Below are 21,253 nucleotides of genomic sequence, written 5' to 3'. Positions count from 1 at the left end.
ATGGCGCCAGCCGTGCAGCTGGGTAGCTACGTCGGGGACGGATAAACGCTGAAAGCATCTAAGCGTGAAACCAGCCTAGAGATGAGGTTTCTCATTGCGCAAGCAAGTAAGGTCCCACAGAGACGATGTGGTTGATAGGCCGGGAGTGGAAGTATAGTGATGTATGGAGCAGACCGGTACTAATAGACCGAGGACTTGACTTAACTAGCGAACCCCATTTGAAGGAGCGCAGCGACGCGCAAATGGGTGTGAGTCAGTTATGCCGAACGAAGTTCGGTATAAGCAGTTAACTTCCGATTTGTCAGAGCGAAAGCGACGCACACAGGAAGTTAGCAACACCTAAGGTAATTAAGAACAACAAACACTTTTCTATGCAGTTGTCAGGGTAGAAAAACCTTGAAAACAAAAAATTCAGTGGCGATAGCTGCGGGGATCCACCTGTTCCCATGCCGAACACAGTAGTTAAGCCCGCAAACGCCGAAAGTACTTGGATGGAAGCGTCCTGGGAGGATAGGAAGCCGCTGATTACGAAAAAGAAGGAGCACCGATAAAATTGGTGCTCCTTTTTCGTAATCAGCGGCGGTCCAGTGCTGCCCCCTAGGGGGCGCAATGCCCCTGTGTGGGCATTGCGGTTCTAACGCGTATCCCCGATTATGATACGCGTTAGAAGGGGACAGTGATTCATCTGCGCGTTCAGCAGATGAATCGAAAGGGGTTCATTAGAAGATAAAAATTATTTGCAATAAAATGAACCCCTTCAGGCCCAAATGCTCTGCATCCGGCCCAGCTCCCCCACGGGGGAGCCTATTTAAATGCCAGAGAAATCGGTGCTCCTTTTTCGTAATCAGCGGCGATCCAGTGCGTATCCCCGATTATGATACGCGTTAGAAGGGGACAGTGACTTATCTGCGCGATGCGCAGATAGGTCGAAAGGGGTTCATTTGAAAAAGATTATAAGACAAGTGTGCCTGCTGCGTATCCCAAATCATGATACGCACTGGAAGGGGACAGTGAATCATCTTCGCATCCAGCAGATGAATCGAAAGGGGGCATTTGACGATACTAAAATGTCATTTCCGAACCTCAATATTTTACACCTCTCCCAGTTCCTGTGTTATATTTAATTTATAATTATTATATAATAGTTATTTTCCTATCCCATCTATACTATACCTAAACTGTGTTGTATAATATAGACAAATCCATACGTTCCTATGTATAGATCCATTCTATTGACTCCAATAATTGGGGAGGTATAAAGGGGGTTTTTCCTATGAAAGATAATCGCATTGAACAGGTAATTGGTCGTGAAATTCTTGATTCCCGCGGTAATCCGACCGTTCAGGCTGATGTTATTTTGACAGATGGCACGGTCGGTCGTGGTTCTTCACCTAGCGGTGCGTCGACGGGTCAGTTTGAAGCTTTGGAATTACGCGATAAGGATACTGCCCGGTATGGTGGCAAAGGCGTCGTACATGCCGTACATAACGTCAATACGACGCTGCGTGAAGCTGTAAAGGGCCTTTCTCCATACGATATTTTTGCCGTTGATCAGGCCATGCTGAAGGCTGATGGTACGAAAGATAAATCGAAGCTTGGCGCTAATGCTATTTTAGCTGTTTCCTTAGCGGCTGCCGATGCAGCTGCGAAATCGCTCGGCCAGCCGCTATATCGTTTTATTGGCGGAATCAATGGCAATCAGCTGCCTGTACCGATGATGAATATTTTGAATGGCGGCGCCCATGCGTCCAATACAGTAGATGTACAGGAATTTATGATTATGCCTGCCGGTGCTACGTCTTTCCGCGAAGGTCTGCGTTGGTGCTCGGAAGTATATCATTCCCTGGCAGCTCTCTTAAAAATGCATGGCCTTACGACTTCCGTTGGCGATGAAGGTGGTTTTGCACCGAACCTGGCCAGCGATGAAGAAGCAATCCAATATATTATCCGTGCCATAGAAGCGGCCGGCTATCGTCCGGGAACAGATTTTGTCCTCGCTTTGGATGCCGCTGCCAGCGAATGGAAAGGGGCTAAGACAGGGGAATATGTTTTGCCTAAGAGTGGTCAGAAATACACGTCGGCAGAACTGATTGCTCATTGGAAGAAATTGGTCCAGGCGTATCCTATTTATTCTATTGAAGATGGCTTGGATGAAGAAGATTGGGAAGGCTGGGCACAGCTTACTAAGGAATTAGGTGATAAGGTACAGCTCGTCGGTGATGACCTCTTTGTTACCAATACAGAACGGCTGGCTAAAGGCATTTCTCAGGGGTGCGGCAACGCAATCCTCATTAAATTAAACCAGATTGGCTCCCTCTCAGAAACACTGGAAGCCATTAAACTGGCTCATCGTAATGGCTATCGCACGATTATTTCCCATCGTTCCGGTGAAACGGAAGATTCCTTCATTGCTGATTTGGCTGTCGCTATTAATGCCGGCCAAATTAAATCCGGTGCGCCAAACCGCAGCGAACGTGTAGCAAAATACAACCGCTTGCTACAAATCGAAGAAGGCTTAGGCGATGGTGCCATTTATCCGGGCTTTCTGACCTTTGCCCAGAAACATTGATCGCTGTTGAATAATAAAATCCCTGCAGCTGCTACGGCAGATCTGCAGGGATTTTTGTTACGTCATACGCGTATGGTCGTCCATACGTACCAGGTCGTTGCTTTCCTGTGAGTGTTCTTTCTTTTTATAATAACGGGGCAGGATCGCTGTTACGGTTGTACCCTCATGGAGCTTACTTTCCAATTCCAATCTGGCATTATTGCCCTTGGCAATGTATTTGGCAATGGCCAGGCCGAGGCCGGAACCACCTGTATCTTTCGTACGGGACGAATCGACGCGATAAAAACGTTCGAATACGCGTGCCAGTTCTTCTTCGGGAATACCGATTCCCGTATCGCGCACTTTGAAACAGACCTCGTCTGCCGTCGCTTCACAGGACAGATAGATGGACCCGCCGGCAGGCGTATATTTTAGGGCGTTGTCAATAAAGATACGCAGCATTTGCTTAATACTGCCTTCTTCTGCATAGATGGATACAGCGTCATTACGCTGTATCACTATTTTTCGTCCGTCCGCAATGAGTAAAACACCTGTATAGACTTCTTCCAGTATATTGGCTGAATTGAGCTCGGCAAAATGTTCTTCCAGCGTACCTGTGGACGAACGGGCGAAGAAGAGCAAGCGTTCAATGAGCTGCTGCATATAGTCCGTTTCTGATTTTATGGCACTAATGCTTTCGTCTAAGACTTCCGGGTTGTTCTTTCCCCAACAGTCGAGGAGATTGATGTAACCGCTGATGACCGTAAGAGGGGTGCGCAGTTCATGTGACGCATTACTGATAAATTGCTGTTGCTGCTTATAGCCATATTCAATGCGATCCAGCGCCTGGTTGATGGACTGGCTCAGATTCTGAATTTCTTTATTTTTTTTGCCGCTTCCGGAATGATAATGCGCTGGTTTAATTTGTTTACTTCAATGCCCTTTAATGTCTCATTAATGAGCGATAGAGGCGCCAATGATTTGCGCGTAAGGTACATACCGGAAATGACCGTCAAAATCAGGCTGAGGAGCACAGAGGCTACTAGTTGTTTGGAAAGCAGGGAAATGAAGGCGTTTTCCTTATCAGGAACGCGGGAAAAGCGCAGGTAATACGTCTTGTTGTCCCGGCTTTTCCATTTCTTATAGTATACGAACATGCCTGTTTCGCTGCCCCTTATGGTTTCCGGCAGAGAAATCGCATTGTCGCTGCGGATGGCGTCGTCGATATAACGGTCACTGAGGTTTTTGATAGAGTGGGCCGGTCCATTATCGAGAAGAAGTCTGCCGGCGGCATCGTATACCTGTAAATTGACGAAAGGCTGCAGATTCGAGCGCGTAAAGACGGCGGAATCAATGCTGCCCGAAGCATTCAGATACTCTAAGGTCGAATCGGCACTGCTATAGAGGTCCTGCTCGATGGACCGTTCCATGATATAATGTACACTAGTTACGGTAATCAGTGAGACGATCAATAAGATGATAAAGACGATAAAGGAATAGAGCAGGACCATCTTAGCAAAGAGGGGCAGCGTCAGAAGAGAAATCTGTTTTATCTTGTTTTTAATCTTTTGCCGCATAGCCTACTCCGCGTATGGTATAGATATATTTTTTTTCCTGGGTCTGGCCGATTTTGCCGCGAATATAACGGATGTATACATCGACGACATTCGTATCCCCGGCATAATCGTAGCCCCACACTTCTTCTAAAATCCGTTCCCGTGTAAGAACAATGTTTTTATTACGGATGAGATACGTCAGAAGTTCGAATTCTTTCTTTGTCAGCATCAGTTTTTTCCCGTTTACGACAACTTCATGACGGTCAATATACAAGGTCATATCCTTGAGCTGTAACGTATCTTCCGAATCTTCTCCTGTATTGTGGTCCCGCAGGAGAACGCGGATACGGGCTAATAGCTCCCGGCTATTGAAGGGTTTGGTAAGATAATCATTGGCGCCCATGTCCAGGCCTTTTACCTTCGTTTCCACGTCATCCTTGGCAGATAAAAACATAATGGGCACATTAGAAAATCTTCGCGTTTGTTGACAGAGCGAGAGTCCATCCGTATCGGGCAACATAATGTCCAAAAGGATTAAATCAAAATGTTCCTGGCCGATCCGGTCCATGGCAGCCGTGCCATTATACTCTTTGGTACATTCATAGCCGGCATGCTCTAATTCCATTTCCAGGAAACGGGCAATTTGTTTCTCATCTTCTACGATTAAGATATGAGATTTACGATTCATAGTAGTTAGACCTCCCGTAACGATAGAAAGCAAAATGACTCTTACTTTCTAACACTATATGTATTATACATTATATATGATTTTTTGTATATCCAGGCCCTCTTATTTTCTGAATGGACTGATGGCATCCATATAAAATTCGCATATGACAAACAATTGTATAACTAAAGAAAACATAAGATTAAAATTAATCTAATTTTAATCTTGGCTTATTTACTTTTAAAGAAAACCTGATATCATAGTATATGTAGAATGATTCTACGAAATGTTAAAGATATAAGTTGTTCATATACCCCTCGAACACCCCTATCTTATATCTTTGACCATAGGGTATCGTCTTCCCCCGATGATACTTTGCGAAAAGAACCGACTCCCCTCGTCGGTTCTTTTTTTTGTAAGAAAAGGCTTAAAACTGCACTATCAGAGTGTTGATTGACATTTTAAATGTTTCGTGTAATAATGATGAAGACAAGGGGAAATTAATTCTCCATGGACTTTATTGGAGGTGAAAAACATGCACGTAATTTCCGATGAATGCGTAAAATGCGGTTCCTGCGCTGGCACTTGCCCGACAGGCGCTATTGAAGAAGGCGAAACGAAGTACGTTGTTACTGACGCCTGCATCGACTGCGGTTCTTGCGAATCCGTATGTCCGACTGGTGCCATTTCCGCTGAATAAGCATAATGGTCACGTACAAAAAGGGAGACATTTTGGTGTCTCCTTTTTTTGTTGTGGAATTTGAATTTATCCCTTTTCTATGATAGGATAAAGGCGTTACCATTACTGGTACGTGAACGGATGGGCAAGTTGTTTCGTATGTGTGAACAGGATTGAGGAGGTATTTGTGCAGGTTTTAGGTGTAGCCTTGTTGATTACGCTGCTGGATCAGGGAAGTAAGTTTCTGATACGGCAATATATGTTGCTCCATGAGTCTATTCCGGTTTTGCCGGGATTTTTTCATATCACATATATCCTGAATAAAGGGGCTGCCTTTGGTATCCTGGAAAACCAGCGCTGGATTTTCCTGGCTATTGCAGCATTATTATTTGGGACTTGTTTTTTCTTTCGCCATAAACTGCCCCAGAGCCTGGTGGCCCAGGCTGGAATAGGATTGCTCCTGGGTGGTGCCCTGGGGAATGCCCTGGATCGGTTTTGGCGCGGTGCCGTAACGGATTTCTTTGATTTCCGTATTTGGCCCGTTTTTAATATTGCTGATATTGGTATCGTAACAGGCGTCGCCCTCTTGTTATGGTATTGCTGGACACATAATTCGGATGAGCGGAGGTAGTATGGAAACACGTCTGTTAGAAGCGGAAGCATCGGATACGGGTAAACGGTTTGATGCGTATTTGGCACAGGAGCTGGAGTTATCCCGGGCCTTTGCCAAACAGTTGATTGAAGAAGCACACGTTGTGGTGAATGAACGGCCTGTGAAACCTAATTATCGTTTGAAGGAAGGCGACCAGATTCGCGTAGAATTGACGGCTCAGGAAGAATTGCGCGCCGTGCCTGAAGATATTCCTTTGGATATTTTATATGAAGATAAAGATATTATCGTCATCAATAAACCGCGGGGCATGGTAGTGCATCCGGCACCGGGAAATCCCGCTGGCACACTGGTCAACGCCCTTCTTTACCATTGCCGCGGCGAGCTATCCGGCATTAACGGTGTCATCCGGCCGGGGATCGTGCACCGCCTGGATAAAGACACGTCCGGCGTCATGGTAGCGGCTAAAACCGATGAAGCCCATCATGGCCTGGCAGCACAGATCAAGGCCCATACGGCACATCGGACGTACTGGGCGTTAGTACACGGTAATATCGTTGAAGACCGGGGCATCGTCGACGCGCCGTTAGGACGCCATCCGAAGGATCGCATCAAAATGGCTGTCGTCGCCAAAGGCGGCCGGGAAGCACTAACGCATTTTCACGTCTTGAAGCGCTACGGCGACCTGACCTGGGTAGAATGCAAGCTGGAAACAGGACGTACGCACCAAATACGCGTCCATATGGCCTACATTCAGCATCCGGTCGTTAACGACCCCCTCTATGGCTATAAGAAGGACCATTTCCCCATCGAAGGGCAGGCCCTCCATTCCCATAGCCTGGATTTGGTTCATCCTGTGACGGGCGAAAATATGCATTTTGAAGCACCGGCACCGGCTGATTTTTTGGCTTGCCTCGAACGGGCGGCCCAGAGAAAATGAGGTAACGTGTCATGTGGAAAATAAAAACCATCTTAATGGATGACAAGGCCATGAGCCGTGCCATCAGACGGATTGCCCATGAAATTATTGAACGGAATAAGGGACTCGATAATACAGTCCTCGTCGGTATCCACACGCGGGGCGTGCCCTTGGCAAAACGGTTGGCTGCAGAGCTGGCCGCCATTGAAAGCACGCCTGTGCCAGTCTATGATCTGGATATTTCAGCTTATCGTGATGATCAGCGCCAAAACAGTATTAATACGGTTACGAGCGGCCAGCATCGTTTTTCTGCTGATGGCAAGACAGTCATTCTCGTAGATGATGTCTTGTTTACCGGCCGGACCGTACGGGCAGCCTTAAATGCCATTATGGAACTGGGCCGGCCACACTATATCGAATTGGCCGTATTGGTAGACCGGGGACATCGGGAATTACCGATCCGGGCCGATTATGTAGGTAAAAATGTACCGACCTCACGGGCCGAGGATATTTCCGTGCAGCTGCAGGAAGTAGATGGCTGCAGCCAGGTCGTTTTACGTCAGAAAGAGTGCACCTAAGAAGGCTGCACTCTTTCTTTTTTTGACTTAGACTCGGCTCTAAGGTATATGATAAAGGTAATGCTCCCTCAAAAGAGGGCAGAACTATACAGGTGAGAAGGGGAAAGACCATATGCTGCATCATTTTTTTAAAGGACTCCTACGCGTCGTCGTGCTGCTCCTGCTGTTATGTACAGCCGTCGGCGCCTATATTGGTAACACGGCCTATCATGAGTTTCGTGAAGCGCCGTGGGATGAAATCTTAGGCATTAAAAATAATACGAAACAGCAGCTGACGTATATACGGACGCTGGAAAAGGAACGCGATTGGGAACCGGTCCGTGTTAACGGACAAGACGGCACGATTTTGCGGGGCACGTACATTCCGAGTCCCAGTCATTCCCACAAGACGGTGATCTTGTTGCATGGCTTATATCAAAACCGCTCGATGTGCCTTCCGTACGTACCTATGTACAGGAATCTGGGCTATAACGTGCTTCTCGTCGATTTACGCGGCCACGGCGACAGTGAAGGCGCCCATACGGATTGGGGCCTTTCGGAAGTAACGGACCTGCAAAAATGGGTACAATGGCTGGAAAGGAAAGACGGCCAGTCGATTATTGGCCTGCATGGTGTCTCCTTGGGGGCTGCAATGGCCCTTTTGTATGCCGGTTCTGATAGGGACGGCCATCTTTCCTTCGTTGTTGCCGATAGCTCCTATGGCAATATCATTGCCTTGGGCCGGGAGAAACTATTGCATTGGACAGGAGATCAGCGCCTCGTTCTGGGGTATAATCTACTCGATCCGTTTTTTCAGGCCGCCATGTTCGTACATACGCACGAGCTGGTAGCAAATATAGAACCGGCTCAGGCCGTTCGCTTTATTCATGTGCCGGTACTCTTTTTGCATGGCAGTGAGGATCAGTTGGTGCCGGAAAAGACGGCCCACAGTTTATACGATAACTGTGGCAGCCAGAAAAAATACATCCACATTTTCCAGTCCTCGCCTCATGCAGCTGGCATTGAAACGGACCGTGCTGACTATGTCCGGACCGTATCTCATTTCCTTGAAGAGAACGTATGATGCTTGACGTACGGGGTCCTGCCTGGTATCATAGAATCTGCCAGTACTACTATATATAGTATGTGCACTCATAATAAATAACAATATATTTGAATTCATGGAATGCATACGAAGGAGGACCTATGGACGAAAAGGAATGGCTCGGCGAGGGCAACCAGCTGGGTATGGACATTTGGAAAAATAAATATCGCGATAACGAGGAAACCTTTGAAGACTGGATCGGCCGGGTCAGCGGCCATGACGAAGAAGTAGCTGACTTATTACGGCAGCAGAAGTTCTTGTTTGGCGGCCGCATTCTGGCTAACCGGGGTCTTGAATACGAAGGGAAAAAGATTACCCTGTCGAATTGCTATGTCATGACACCACCGGAAGACAATATCGAAAGTATCTTTGACCGGGCCGGTAAGTTAGCCCGTACTTATAGCTATGGTGGTGGCTGTGGCATCGATATTTCCCGCCTCAGCCCTAAAGGCGCGCGCATTAATAATGCAGCCAAGGAAACGAGTGGCTCCATTTCCTTTATGACACTCTATTCCCTGGTTACGGAATTGATCGGACAAAATGGCCGGCGCGGTGCCCTCATGATTTCTATTGACTGTAGTCATCCTGATGTATTGGATTTCATTAAGTTAAAAACGGACCTCAATAAGGTGACAAAGGCTAACATTTCTGTCCGCCTGAGCAATGAATTTATGCAGGCTGTCAAGGAGCATAAGGAATTTCGTCTTCATTATACGCGGCAGGAAACAGGCCAGACTATTGAAACGATGGTCAAGGCCGCCGATGTGTTTCATCTGTTGGCAGAAACGAACTGGGATTATGCCGAACCGGGTGCCCTCTTTTGGGATCGCATCTGTTCGTGGAACCTCCTGGCCAATACGAAGGAATTTACCTTTGCCGGCGTGAACCCTTGTGCAGAAGAACCGTTGCCGGCCGGCGGTTCGTGTCTTTTAGGCAGTATGAATCTGACACAATTTGTTACACATCCCTTTACGCCGGAAGCGGCCTTTGATTTTGATGAATTCAAGAGTTGCGTAACGATCGGCGTACGGGCCTTAAATGACGTCCTCGATGAAGGCCTGCCGCTTCATCCGCTGCAGGAACAACGGGACAGCGTTAAAAAATGGCGCCAGATTGGCCTGGGCATTATGGGTCTGGGCGATATGCTCCTCAAACTGGGACTGACCTACGGCAGTGAAGAAGCAATTGCCTTCTGCCATGAACTGGGCTTTACCATGGCCGATACGGCGATTGCCGCTTCAGCCATGCTGGCGAAGGAACGGGGCGCATACGAAATGTGCCACGTAGATGAAATCATGCAGACGCCGTACTTTGAAGCGAATACGACAGAAAAGACGGCAGAACTGGTCCGCCAGTATGGCCTGCGCAACTCCCAGCTCCTGACCATTGCACCGACCGGTACGCTTTCGACGATGCTCGGCATTTCCGGTGGCATCGAACCGATTTATGCCAACTTCTATGAACGCAAAACGGAATCCCTCCACGCTGCCGATGTGTATTATAAAGTTTATACGCCTATCGTAGCGGAATATATGAAAAAACATGAGCTGACCGATGACTCACAGCTGCCGCCGTATTTCGTGACGGCGCTGACCTTGCCGTATCAGAAACGCCTGGCTATGCAGGGCGCATGGCAGCAGCACATTGATGCGTCCATCAGTTCAACAGTCAATGTACCGAATAGTTTTACTGTAGAAGACACGGAAGCGCTCTATATGCTGGCCTATGAAAACGGTTGTAAGGGCGTTACGCTCTTCCGCGATGGCTGTAAGCGTGCAGGTATCCTTTCCACTCATACGCAGGAAGAAGCCGCCGTACCGATTGCCGGTGAAGGCCTGGCCCGCGGTGAAATCGTGGCTATCGATGACGACGTCATCGGGAAAAAGCGTAAGCTCGTAACAGGCTGTGGCAGCCTGCATTGCATGGCCTTCTTTGATACAGAAACAGGGGCGCTCCTGGAAACCTATCTGAGCAAGGGCTCGACAGGCGGCTGCAACAACTTCATGATCGCTCTGTCACGCATGATTTCTATCAGTGCCCGCGCCGGCATCGACATTTACACGATTATCGACCAGCTGAATTCGACGGGCAATTGCCCGAGCTATTCTGTCCGCCGGGCTACACGTGGCGATACGAGCCGCGGTTCCTGTTGTCCTATGGCAGTAGGCAACGTACTCCTCGATATGTACAATGAAGTGCAGGAAGAACTGCACCATAAAACGAGTGGTACGAAGAAAGCCGTACGCGTAAAACCGGCGAAACCCAGGGCAACGGATAAGGTGAAGGCAGAAAATATCTTTTGCCCCCAGTGCGGTGAACCGCTCGTCTTTGAAGGCGGCTGCAATACGTGCAAGAATTGTGGCTGGAGCAAATGCTATTGATGTAAAGAAACCGTCAAAGCCTCTTGACAAGGCCAGGGTGCATGCTATAATATACTCAATTTCATAGATGTGATGATGGAGAAGCAAGTTACAAGGCTTATCAGAGAGCTATCGGCTGGTGTGAGATAGTAAGCGTGTAAGGCGTTCCGCTCCGGAGCGGCAAATGATGAATTTGACGGGTCCCGCCCGATACAGCGGCAAGAGTTGGCTGTATGGCAAGTTGGGTGGCAACGCGGGAATATATTACTCTCGTCCCTTTTTTAGGGACGGGAGTATTTTTATTTTCCGGCCAGGCAGCAAATTGGGTGGTACCGCGAGAAGGAGAAGCTCGTCCCAAGAGAGAAGCTTCTCCTTTTTTATATCTATCACTAATGGGGGGATTTTCATGGCAAGAGTATTCAATTTTAATGCCGGTCCGTCGGCTATGCCGCTGCCGGTATTGCAACAGGTACAGGCTGAGTTTTTGGATTTTGATCACACAGGTATGAGTATTGTGGAAATCAGTCACCGTAGTGCAGCCTATCAGAAGATGCAGGACGACACCGTAGCCGTATTACGCCGGCTCATGCAGATTCCCGATGACTATCACGTCATCTTTATGCAGGGCGGCGGCAGTATGCAGTTCCTCATGCATGGCGCCAATTTCCTCAAACACCGCGGTGGCTATCTGAATACGGGAATTTGGTCTGATAAGGCTATGAAGGCGGCTTCCTATTATGGAGAAGTGTACGAAGTGGCTTCGAGTAAAGCCGATCATTTTTCGTATATCCCCAAGGAAGATACATTTATGGTCAAGCCGGATACGGATTATATTTACATGACGAGCAATAATACGGTTCATGGGACGCAGTGGCAGACCTTTCCGCATGTAGATGTGCCTCTCTTTTGCGATATGTCCAGCGATTTCCTGTCCCGCCCGGTCGTTGTGACGAACTTTGATTTCATCTATGCAGGCGTGCAGAAAAATGTTGGCCCTGCCGGTGTCGTCGTCGGCATCATTAAGGATTCTCTCTTGAAACACGTGCGGGAAGGACTGCCGGATATGCTGTCGTACCGTACCTTTGCCGATCATGATTCGACCTATAATACACCGCCGGTCTTTTGCATTTATTTTGTCAATCGCGTAGCCCATTGGCTGGAAGAGCAAGGCGGTCTGACGGCAATAGAAGCACGCAATGCGAAAAAGGCCGCGCTTTTGTATGACTGCATTGACGGCAGTGACGGATTTTATCGTGGTCATGCAGCTAAGGATTCGCGCAGTGTCATGAATGTGACCTTCAACCTGCCGACGCCGGAGCTGGAAGCAAAATTCGTAGCCGAAGCGACAGCGCGCGATCTCATCGGTATTAAGGGCCATCGTTCTTTAGGCGGCTGCAGGGCCTCAATTTACAACGCCGTAACAGAGGAAGCCTGCCAGGCCCTGGCAGATTTTATGAATGAATTTAAGAAAAAACAATAAGCAATCAGGGGTATTTCCAAGAGGAGGACATGCAGCATGAAAATTTTAGTTAGCGATGATGTGTCGGAAAAAGGTGTAGAAGTACTGCGTGCGCAGGGATATGACGTAGATGTAAAAATCAATCTCAACGAAGAAGATCTGATTGCCTGCATCGGTGAATATGACGGCTTGGTAACGCGGTCCATGACCCATGTAACGGAAGCGGTCATCAATGCAGGCAAAAAATTAAAGGTTATTGGCCGTGCCGGCGTAGGTGTCGACAGCATTGATATTAAAACGGCGACAGCCAAGGGGATTATCGTCGTCAATGCGCCTACGGCAAATACAGTGGCAGCAACTGAACATACCTGTGCTATGATCATGGCCATTACGCGCCACATTCCGCAGGCCCATAATTCCCTTATGGCCGGTGAATGGGACCGCGAACGGTTTACAGGTATTCAGCTGCAGAATAAGACCATCGGTATTATCGGCGTCGGCCGTATCGGTTCGCGCATTGCCAAACGCATGCAGGCTATGGAAATGCGCACCATCGGCTATGATCCGTATATTCCGGAAGAACGGGGCAAACAGCTGGGCGTAGAATTGGTTGATCTCGATACGCTTTTGCGGGAATCCGATTATATTACGATGCATACGCCACTGACTAAAGAAACACGCGGCATGATCGGCGCAGCCGAAATTGCCAAAATGAAAGACGGCGTACGGGTCATCAACGTATCCCGTGGTGCAGTTCTCGATATCAACGCCTTAGCCGCTGCATTAAAGAGCGGCCACGTAGCCGGTGCGGCTATTGACGTATTCCCGACGGAACCGCTGACCAAAGACATCAATCCCTTCCTCGATATGGACAATGTCGTCATTACACCGCACTTGGGCGCTTCCACGAAGGAAGCCCAGATTGGCGTATCTGTCGACGTAGCCGAAGGCGTCATTGCTGCTTTGAACGGAGAACCGGTGCCGACGGCCGTCAATATGGCACCGCTGCCGGCCAATGTCTACCGCACGATCCAGCCGTACTTCGATCTCATGGAACGCATGGGGATCATCGGCGTTTACCTCTCCGAAGGCCCTATGAAAGAGATTTGTGTAGAATATACAGGTGCCTTAGCACAGACAGAAACGGGCCTCTTGACGACGGCCGTTCTGAAAGGTGCGTTAAACCCTATCCTGCAGGAATCGGTTAACTTCGTTAACGCACCGGAAGTGGCCCGCTCCCGTCATATTTCTGTCAAAGAAGTACACAGCCAGGACCAGGGCTATTTGTCGGATGCCGTTACCGTGACGATCCGGACGAATAAAGGGGAACACTCCCTCGTGGGCACGCTCTTCAACCGGACAGAAGCGAAGATCGTACAGATCGACGAATACCGCCTGGACTTTACGCCGGAAGGCTATTTGCTCCTGGCGCCGCATATCGACCAGCCTAACATGATCGGCCAGATTTCTACTATCCTGGGGCAGGCCCATATTAATATTACAGGCATGCAGCTGGCGAAAATGACGCAGGCCGGTACGAATATTATGGCGATTGCCGTACAGGATGATATTCCGAACGACATCATGCTGAAACTGCGCGGCATTGAAGGCATTATCGACATGAAACTGATTCACTGCGAAACACATTGAGGAGGCAGGCTATGGTACGGATTATATTAGTGCGTCATGGGGAAACGGAATGGAATATAGAAGGACGCTATCAGGGGCAGGAAGATACGCATCTCAGTCCGCGCGGCCTCGAACAGGGACGGCTTCTGGCCCAGGGCCTGAAGGACATTCCCTTCGATGTCTGTGTATCGAGCCCGCTGGAACGGTCTTTTCAGACCTGCTCCTTCTGTGCCGGCCTGCACCATTTGCCTGTCGAAACGGATGACCGCCTGCTTGAAATCAATCACGGCGTCTGGGAAGGCTGCCTGGCAGATGAAATTCAGCAGCAGTATCCTGCCGAATTCGCTCTCTGGCATAGTGAGCCCCAGCGGGTCACCATGCCCGGCGCGGGCGGGGAAAGTCTGGAAGATGTACGCCGCCGCGTGCGCGCTGCCTTTGATGATTACGCTGTCCGCTTTGCCGGCAAGACAGTCCTCGTAGCGGCTCATGATGCGGTTAACAAGGCGATTATCTGCGATCTTCTCGGTCTCGATATGAGCCACTTCTGGCAAATCAAACAGGACAATACGTGTATCAATGTGCTGGAAGAACAGGACGGCAAATGGCGTCTCGTATTACTGAACTCGACAAATCATATGGGTTATTTGTACAGCGGTATTGAACAAAAGGGCCTATAGTGTATATAATGTAACAGGTATTATGTACAGGAAGGATGAGAAAACATGTTAGATACAAAATTTATCCGCGAACATGCAGATGAAGTAAAAGAAAACATCAAGAACCGCCATGCAAAAGCAGACGTAGATCAGTTTATTGCTCTCGACGAAAAGCGCCGGGAATTGTTGCAGCGCGTAGAAGCGATGAAGAATGAACGCAACACGGTAACGAAAGAAATCAGCCAGTTGAAGAGAAATAAAGAAAATGCTGATGACAAGATTGCTGCCATGAAAAAGCTGGGCGATGACATTGACAGCCTGGACAAGGAAGTCAAAGAAATTGAGAAGGACATGCTTGCCATTCAGCTCATGATTCCAAACATGTGCCATCCGTCGGTTCCTGTCGGTGAAGATGACAGCCAGAATCCGGAAGTACGCAGCTGGGGCGAACGCAAAAGCTATGATTTCCAGCCTCTTAACCATTGGGAAATCGGTGAAAATCTGGGTATCCTCGATTCGGAACGGGCTGCCAAAGTTACGGGTGCACGCTTCTACTATTACATCGGTGCCGGCGCCAGATTGGAACGGGCCGTATATAATTTCATGCTCGACCGCCATACGGAACACGATGGCTATACAGAAGTTATTCCCCCATATATCGTCAACCGTGATTCTATGACCGGTACAGGCCAGCTGCCGAAATTCTATGAAGATATGTATCGCCTTAACGTAGAAGGCGAAGAAATGTACATGATTCCGACGGCAGAAGTGCCGTTGACGAACTACTATCGTGGTGAAATCATCGATGGCAGCAAGCTGCCTGTATACTTTACAGCCCTGACGCCGTGCTTCCGTGCCGAAGCAGGCTCTGCCGGCCGTGATACGCGCGGCCTCATCCGCCAGCACCAGTTCCATAAAGTCGAAATGGTAAAATACACGACACCGGAAACGAGCTATGACGAACTGGAAAAACTGACCCATGATGCCGAAGGAATCTTACAGGAACTGGGCCTGCCCTATCACGTCGTCACGCTGTGCACCGGTGACATCGGTTTCTCTGCTGCCAAAACCTACGATATCGAAGTGTGGTTCCCGGCACAGGGCAAATACCGTGAAATCTCTTCGTGCTCCAATACGGAAGATTTCCAGGCACGTCGTGCTAATATCCGCTTCCGCCGTACACCGAAGGAAAAACCGGAATACGTGCATACCCTGAATGGCTCCGGCCTTGCTGTAGGCCGTACCGTCGCTGCCATCCTGGAAAATTACCAGCAGGCTGACGGTTCTGTCCTCGTACCGGAAGCATTGCGTCCATATATGCATTGCGACGTCATTACCAAACAAAAATAAGGCTAGTATATGATTGATTCGTCGCCCGGCAGCGAACGCTGAAGTTCCTGCCGGGCGAATTATGTCCAGGCGTGCCCGCTGGCGGTGCGAGGAAGGACAGGAAGGGCAGATTGTTACTTTTTTAAACAAAAAGGTGAGGCTCTTTCAGATTTGCGCCTTTTATGGTACAATGACTTGATAGCAAAAATACAAAAGATTGATAAACTTGGCTTTGCTTTGTTTATCAGAACTATACATTCGCAATCTATTTAGGAGGCACCAGAATTGGAGAAGCTTGTTATTCGTGGTGGAAAGCCCTTGGAAGGTACTGTTCGTGTCAGCGGAGCAAAAAATGCTGTGCTGCCCATTATTGTAGCATCTATGCTGGGAACAACGGAAAGTGTCTTGACGGAAATTCCCAAGTTGGATGATGTTCATACTGTATGTGAGGTCATTTCGTCCTTAGGCGTACATATTTCCCAGCTTGAAGAAGGCACACTGGTTATTGATGCCAGCCAGTTAACATCGACAGCGGCACCGTATGACCTGGTTCGCCGCATGCGCGCATCCTTTTTGGTCATGGGGCCTCTTTTAGCCCGTAAAGGCAGAGCTAAGATTTCCCTGCCTGGCGGCTGCTCTATTGGCGCCCGGCCTATTGATTTACACCTCAAGGCATTTGAAGCTATGGGGGCTGTCATTCATCTGGAAAATGGCGACATTGAAGCTTCCGTTGAAGGCGGTCTCAAGGGCGCACAGATTTATTTGGATTTTCCCAGCGTCGGCGCGACTGAAAACGTCCTCATGGCAGCTTCGCTGGCAGAAGGAAAAACCGTCCTGGAAAATGCCGCAGAAGAACCGGAAATCGTGGACCTGGCTACGTATTTAAATAGCATGGGTGCCAATATTCGTGGTGCCGGCACTAATGTTATCCGGATTGAAGGTGTAAAAGAACTGCATGGTGCAACCCATGCCGTTATTCCCGATCGTATCGAAGCCGGGACATTTATGGTCGGCGCCGCTATGACCGGCGGTAACGTCTATGTAGAAAATGCCCTGTCAGAACACTTAAAACCGCTCGTCGCCAAGTTAAAGGAAGTAGGCGCTACCGTTGAAGAAGACATTGACGGTATCCGCGTCATTGGCCACAAGCCGTTGCGTCCGGCCGATATTAAGACCTTGCCCTATCCTGGTTTCCCTACGGATATGCAGGCGCAGTTCATGGCTTTGACGACGATCTGCGAAGGTACCAGCGTCATTACGGAAACGGTATTTGAAAACCGCTTCATGCACGTTGATGAATTCAAGCGGATGGGTGCCAAAATCCGCATTGAAGGACGCAGTGCTATTGTGGAAGGCGTGGCCAAGCTGAAAGGGGCAGACGTCAATGCTACGGATTTACGGGCTGGTGCCGCTCTGGTGCTGGCTGGCCTCGTAGCAGAAGGAAAAACAAAGGTTGGTTATCTATATCATATAGACCGTGGTTACGATAACCTGGTCCAAAAGCTACAAAGGTTAGGTGCAGACATTGTTCGGGTCAATATTGACTAAAAAAAAGAAAAATCAGAATGTGCCGCCGGCCCAGAACGGACATGGTTCGTTTCTGCCCCATTGGTTTGGCAGTGATATTGCCATTGATCTGGGTACGACCAACATTATTGTATATGTAAAAAAGCGTGGTATTGTAGTCAATGAACCGGCTGTTATCGCGTTAGATACGAACAGCCGTCAGGTCATCGCCGTCGGCAGGGAAGCCCAGGCCATGCTGGGGCGGACGCCGCAGCATATCCACGCCTATCATCCCTTGAGCCGTGGTGTCATTGCCGATTATGATGCCACCGAGTATATGCTGCGTTATTTTATCCGCAAGGCCATTGGCAAAGCGCTGCTTTTTAAGCCACGGGTTATTATTTGTGTACCCTCCGGGGCGACGAATGTAGAAAAGCGGGCCGTTATTGAAGCGGCCATGCAGGCCGGTGCCCGCAAAACCGTTGTCATGGAGGAACCGCTGGCTGCCGCTATTGGCGCCGGCCTGGATATTGCCAGCTCCAACGGGTCTATGGTCGTCGATATGGGCGGAGGAACGACAGATGTAGCCGTACTCAGCTTGAGTGGTATTGTCATCAGTGAATCTCTGCGTATTGGCAGCAATACGTTCGACGAAGCGATTATCCGCTACCTGGAAAAAATTAAACACGTTACCATTGGCCAGCGTACGGCAGAAGAGCTGAAAATCCTCATCGGTACGGCGTTGCCCGATGGCCGCCAGCTGACGGCGGATGTACGGGGCCGCAGTACCGAAACGGGGTTGCCGGCTATGGTCGATATTGACTCACAGGAAATCCGCCGGGCCTTGTCGGAACCGATTGAGGCTATTTTGCGCACAATCCTTACGATTTTGGAAAAAACACCGCCTGAACTGGCTGCAGATATTGCCGATCACGGCATTATCCTGACCGGCGGCGGCCTCCTGCTAGACGGCATGGATCGTCTGATTTCCCAGACGACAGGCATGGCCGCGTATCTTTGCGACGACCCCTTGCTGTGCGTTGCCAATGGGGCCGGCAAGTCACTCAATGAAATCAGCCGGTTAAAAGATAGTTTTGATGATTTGTAATCTGTAAAGGAGTGATACATCATGATGTCCATGAAAAGGAAAGTCCTCACACTGGCAGCGATGGTTGCTGCCCTGGCAGTTTCTTCGGTTATGGCCGCAGATGTGTCGTATACATCTGTCCTGAGCGGTAAGGTAGACAGTGTCGTTCCCGTAGGAACGACTGTCGCTGAAGGCGACGTACTGCTTACCGTAGAATCCCTGGCCGGTCCTATGCCGGCAGCCCGGGCGAATAGCAGTGGCACTGTCAAATCGGTCACGATTCAGCCGGGGTCGGCAGTCACACAGGGCACTGTCGTAGTTGTTGTGGAAACGAAATAAGAAGGAGCTTATGAGACGATTACGTACGTGGCGGCACGCAGTAAAGGCTTTATGTGCAGCATTCCTTTGCTGCGCCGTCTCTTTCACCGCATATGCGGAACAATTTATGTCAGTCCGCGATGTCCAGCCGGGTATGACGGGCTATGCGAAGACGGTAACCCAGGGAACGACGATGGAAACCTTTCCTGTAGAAATTCTGGGCGTCATGAAGAATAGCGGCCCTTCCGGTGATCTCGTTTTGGCCCGGTTTTCCGGACCTTTGATCGAGCGCACAGGCGGGATTGCCCAGGGGATGAGCGGCAGCCCGGTCTACATAAATGGGAAACTCTTGGGCGCCGTAGCGTACGGCTGGTCTTTTACGAATTCAAAGGTAGGTATGATAACGCCTATTGAAGATATGGTCAAACTCTGGAATGTACCCGTAAAGGAAGAAATCCGGCCCTTTAATGCCCGTGAATCGTCACTTGTTCCGGTTGATACACCGCTCATGGCCAGCGGCTTTGACACGCTTTCGATGAACTGGATGAAGGAAAAGCTGCCGCAATATAAGTTTTTGCCTGTCGATACGGCGACGGCTGCATCTGATAGCCAGGCCCAGCCGTTAGAAGCGGGCAGTTCCGTAGCTGCGGCCTTTGTCAATGGCGATCTGAAGCTGGGCGCTATTGGCACGGTTACCTATGTGGATCACGATCATATTGTAGCCTTTGGCCATCCCTTCCTAAAGAAGGGGAGTATCAATTACTTCATGCACAATGCGTATATCTTCACGATCGTCAATAATATGGAAAGCTCTTTCAAGCTTGGTTCTATCGGGGCTGAAATTGGCCGCATCGATCAGGACCGGGGCGCCGGGATTGCCGGCAATTATTCCCTGGCACCGGGCATCCCTGTCGTCATGGATGTACGCGATCAGGATACGGGAGCCCATAATGTTAAACGCGTTAAAATCATTGAAGATAACGAAATGACACCGGTTCTGGCGGCAACGTCTGTCTATAATACAGTTAATAAGACGATTGACCGTTTAGGCGGCGGTACGGCGACGATCGAGTATACGATCCGCTCGGCCAACGGCCGCGATAAGGATATTACGCGGCATAACATGTATTATTCAGAAAATAATGTCAATGAAAAGAGTATCGATGAACTGTATAATGTGCTGGATATCCTGAAGCATAATGAATTCATTGATTACCCTGTACTCGACATTACATCTACTACGTCTATTTCCCAGGCACAAAAGACAGCACGTATTACGGAGGCTATGGCAGCTCCGGTCGTAGCCAGCCCGGGCGATACGATTTATTTCAAGGTCACGCTTCATCCCTATCGGGGGGCCGATGAAGTAAAGGCAATGACCTTTACGGTGCCCAAAGATCAGCCTTTAGGCGATATGGTACTGGAAGTACGCGGTGGCGGGGTCATTCCCTTGCCGTACCTGATCGAACGGCAACGCTACAACCTGACAGACGAAATCATTGAACGCCTGCGTCATTATAAAGATTTTGATGAGCTTAAGAAGGCGATCGAAAAAGAAGATGCCAATAATGACCTGGTCATTGAAGTCCTCGATCAGAACGTCAGCATGATTGACGATGGGAAAACAAAGACGTCTAAGGTAAAACTCCAGGCTAAGGAAGCGCAGGAATCACCGAAGGATGTACTGAAACCGAAAAAGAATGGTCTTCATGATGACACGGATAAGGACGATCAAAAATCATCCATTCCGACGCCGTACATCGTTAAAGGTGACGGCCAGCTGACCATCAAGATTGTCACACCGGAAAAGCGGGACCGTTTCCTGGCAGCACACCACACGCTGCAGTCGGCAAAAGCAGTTATCAGCGCTGAAGACGATGATACAGCAGATACGGCTGACCAGACGGACAAGAAGGATACGGACAACCAATCTGATGCCGGCAAGAATCAGAAAGAAAAGCCCTCGCAAGATAAAAAGAATATATTTGGCCTATACTAGGCTACCAGACAGCAGCTGTGTTATGTGACCATACGCAGCTGCTGTTTTACCGTACGCTGTGGTTCTCTGTGCCTGACCGGCTGTGGCAGGGGTTCAATCTTGATATTTAAGGGATAACATGGTATTATCTTATTTGTAGAAAACTGAAAAGGAGTTCTGAGTTTTCTCACAGTTTTATAACAATTTATTGCCAGTGTTTTGCATACCTGTTGTATTAATGGTATAGTAACAGTACATACGCAGGGAAAAGGGGGTGTGTCTGTGCTGGG

The 21,253-nt window shown here is 49.1% G+C and carries 18 protein-coding genes, 2 rRNA genes and 1 pseudogene; 17 read left to right on the top strand and 4 right to left on the bottom strand.

The window, feature by feature from the left end; genetic code table 11:
- The 3 genes from H8J70_RS01370 to eno form a co-directional block, all read left to right on the top strand.
- Window positions 1-203: ribosomal RNA gene (locus tag H8J70_RS01370) — 23S ribosomal RNA — on the top strand; the annotation flags it as partial.
- A gap of 207 nt (window positions 204-410) precedes the next feature.
- Window positions 411-527: ribosomal RNA gene (rrf, locus tag H8J70_RS01365) — 5S ribosomal RNA — on the top strand.
- Window positions 528-1,273: 746 nt separating this feature from the next.
- Window positions 1,274-2,569, top strand: a complete 1,296-nt coding sequence (eno, locus tag H8J70_RS01360) for a phosphopyruvate hydratase (RefSeq protein ID WP_186501960.1) — start codon at window positions 1,274-1,276, stop codon at window positions 2,567-2,569.
- A 57-nt stretch (window positions 2,570-2,626) separates the two neighbouring features.
- On the opposite strand, the gene H8J70_RS12545 is transcribed toward eno, so the two are convergent.
- The 4 genes and pseudogenes from H8J70_RS12545 to H8J70_RS01350 all read right to left on the bottom strand — a co-directional run bounded on the left by H8J70_RS12545 (window position 2,627) and on the right by H8J70_RS01350 (window position 4,792).
- The gene (locus H8J70_RS12545) at window positions 2,627-3,211 is read right to left on the bottom strand and encodes a sensor histidine kinase (RefSeq protein ID WP_246415220.1); all 585 of its coding nucleotides are present in this window, start codon (window positions 3,209-3,211) and stop codon (window positions 2,627-2,629) included.
- 12 nt (window positions 3,212-3,223) lie between these two features.
- Window positions 3,224-3,307, bottom strand: a pseudogene (locus tag H8J70_RS12540) (hypothetical protein); the annotation flags it as partial.
- Window positions 3,308-3,411: 104 nt separating this feature from the next.
- Complete coding sequence (locus H8J70_RS12535; protein WP_246415219.1) at window positions 3,412-4,125, bottom strand: hypothetical protein; 714 nt, start codon at window positions 4,123-4,125, stop codon at window positions 3,412-3,414.
- Complete coding sequence (locus H8J70_RS01350) at window positions 4,109-4,792, bottom strand: response regulator transcription factor (protein ID WP_186501959.1); 684 nt, start codon at window positions 4,790-4,792, stop codon at window positions 4,109-4,111. Before H8J70_RS01350 ends, H8J70_RS12535 begins: the two co-directional genes overlap by 17 nt.
- A gap of 514 nt (window positions 4,793-5,306) precedes the next feature.
- Between H8J70_RS01350 and H8J70_RS01345 the strand changes: the two genes are divergently transcribed.
- The 14 genes from H8J70_RS01345 (at window position 5,307) to H8J70_RS01280 (ending at window position 20,984) form a co-directional block, all read left to right on the top strand.
- Complete coding sequence (locus H8J70_RS01345; RefSeq protein WP_186501958.1) at window positions 5,307-5,471, top strand: DUF362 domain-containing protein; 165 nt, start codon at window positions 5,307-5,309, stop codon at window positions 5,469-5,471.
- Window positions 5,472-5,637: 166 nt separating this feature from the next.
- Complete coding sequence (gene lspA / locus H8J70_RS01340; RefSeq protein ID WP_186501957.1) at window positions 5,638-6,081, top strand: signal peptidase II; 444 nt, start codon at window positions 5,638-5,640, stop codon at window positions 6,079-6,081.
- Between the two features lies 1 nt (window position 6,082).
- A complete protein-coding gene (locus H8J70_RS01335) occupies window positions 6,083-7,000 on the top strand; it encodes an RluA family pseudouridine synthase (RefSeq protein ID WP_186501956.1) in 918 nt (305 codons plus the stop codon).
- 11 nt (window positions 7,001-7,011) lie between these two features.
- Entirely contained in the window at window positions 7,012-7,557 is a 546-nt protein-coding gene (gene pyrR, locus H8J70_RS01330) for a bifunctional pyr operon transcriptional regulator/uracil phosphoribosyltransferase PyrR (RefSeq protein ID WP_186501955.1), read from the top strand.
- Between the two features lie 112 nt (window positions 7,558-7,669).
- Window positions 7,670-8,620 (top strand): alpha/beta hydrolase, encoded by a 951-nt coding sequence (locus H8J70_RS01325; protein ID WP_186501954.1) that lies wholly within the window; start codon window positions 7,670-7,672, stop codon window positions 8,618-8,620.
- Window positions 8,621-8,742: 122 nt separating this feature from the next.
- The gene (locus tag H8J70_RS01320; RefSeq protein ID WP_186501953.1) at window positions 8,743-11,022 is read left to right on the top strand and encodes an adenosylcobalamin-dependent ribonucleoside-diphosphate reductase; all 2,280 of its coding nucleotides are present in this window, start codon (window positions 8,743-8,745) and stop codon (window positions 11,020-11,022) included.
- A 385-nt stretch (window positions 11,023-11,407) separates the two neighbouring features.
- Window positions 11,408-12,481 (top strand): 3-phosphoserine/phosphohydroxythreonine transaminase, encoded by a 1,074-nt coding sequence (gene serC, locus H8J70_RS01315; protein WP_186501952.1) that lies wholly within the window; start codon window positions 11,408-11,410, stop codon window positions 12,479-12,481.
- A gap of 36 nt (window positions 12,482-12,517) precedes the next feature.
- Window positions 12,518-14,110, top strand: coding sequence for a phosphoglycerate dehydrogenase (gene serA, locus H8J70_RS01310; protein WP_186501951.1), 1,593 nt, complete (start codon window positions 12,518-12,520; stop codon window positions 14,108-14,110).
- An 11-nt stretch (window positions 14,111-14,121) separates the two neighbouring features.
- Entirely contained in the window at window positions 14,122-14,766 is a 645-nt protein-coding gene (locus H8J70_RS01305) for a histidine phosphatase family protein (protein WP_186501950.1), read from the top strand.
- Window positions 14,767-14,811: 45 nt separating this feature from the next.
- Window positions 14,812-16,095, top strand: a complete 1,284-nt coding sequence (gene serS, locus H8J70_RS01300; RefSeq protein ID WP_186501949.1) for a serine--tRNA ligase — start codon at window positions 14,812-14,814, stop codon at window positions 16,093-16,095.
- Window positions 16,096-16,359: 264 nt separating this feature from the next.
- Window positions 16,360-17,622, top strand: a complete 1,263-nt coding sequence (murA, locus tag H8J70_RS01295; protein WP_186501948.1) for a UDP-N-acetylglucosamine 1-carboxyvinyltransferase — start codon at window positions 16,360-16,362, stop codon at window positions 17,620-17,622.
- Complete coding sequence (mreB, locus tag H8J70_RS01290; protein WP_186501947.1) at window positions 17,615-18,688, top strand: rod shape-determining protein; 1,074 nt, start codon at window positions 17,615-17,617, stop codon at window positions 18,686-18,688. The genes murA and mreB overlap by 8 nt, the downstream gene beginning before the upstream one ends.
- A 30-nt stretch (window positions 18,689-18,718) precedes the next feature.
- A complete protein-coding gene (locus tag H8J70_RS01285) occupies window positions 18,719-19,006 on the top strand; it encodes a biotin/lipoyl-containing protein (RefSeq protein WP_186501968.1) in 288 nt (95 codons plus the stop codon).
- Between the two features lie 10 nt (window positions 19,007-19,016).
- Window positions 19,017-20,984, top strand: a complete 1,968-nt coding sequence (locus H8J70_RS01280) for a SpoIVB peptidase S55 domain-containing protein (RefSeq protein ID WP_186501946.1) — start codon at window positions 19,017-19,019, stop codon at window positions 20,982-20,984.
- Window positions 20,985-21,253 lie beyond the last annotated feature (269 nt).

This window comes from Megasphaera hominis (assembly GCF_014269395.1).
In the GTDB taxonomy this organism is placed as follows: Bacteria; Bacillota; Negativicutes; order Veillonellales; family Megasphaeraceae; genus Megasphaera; species Megasphaera hominis.
Note: the sequence above shows the minus strand (reverse complement) of the source record. Positions and strands in the feature narration are given on the sequence as shown.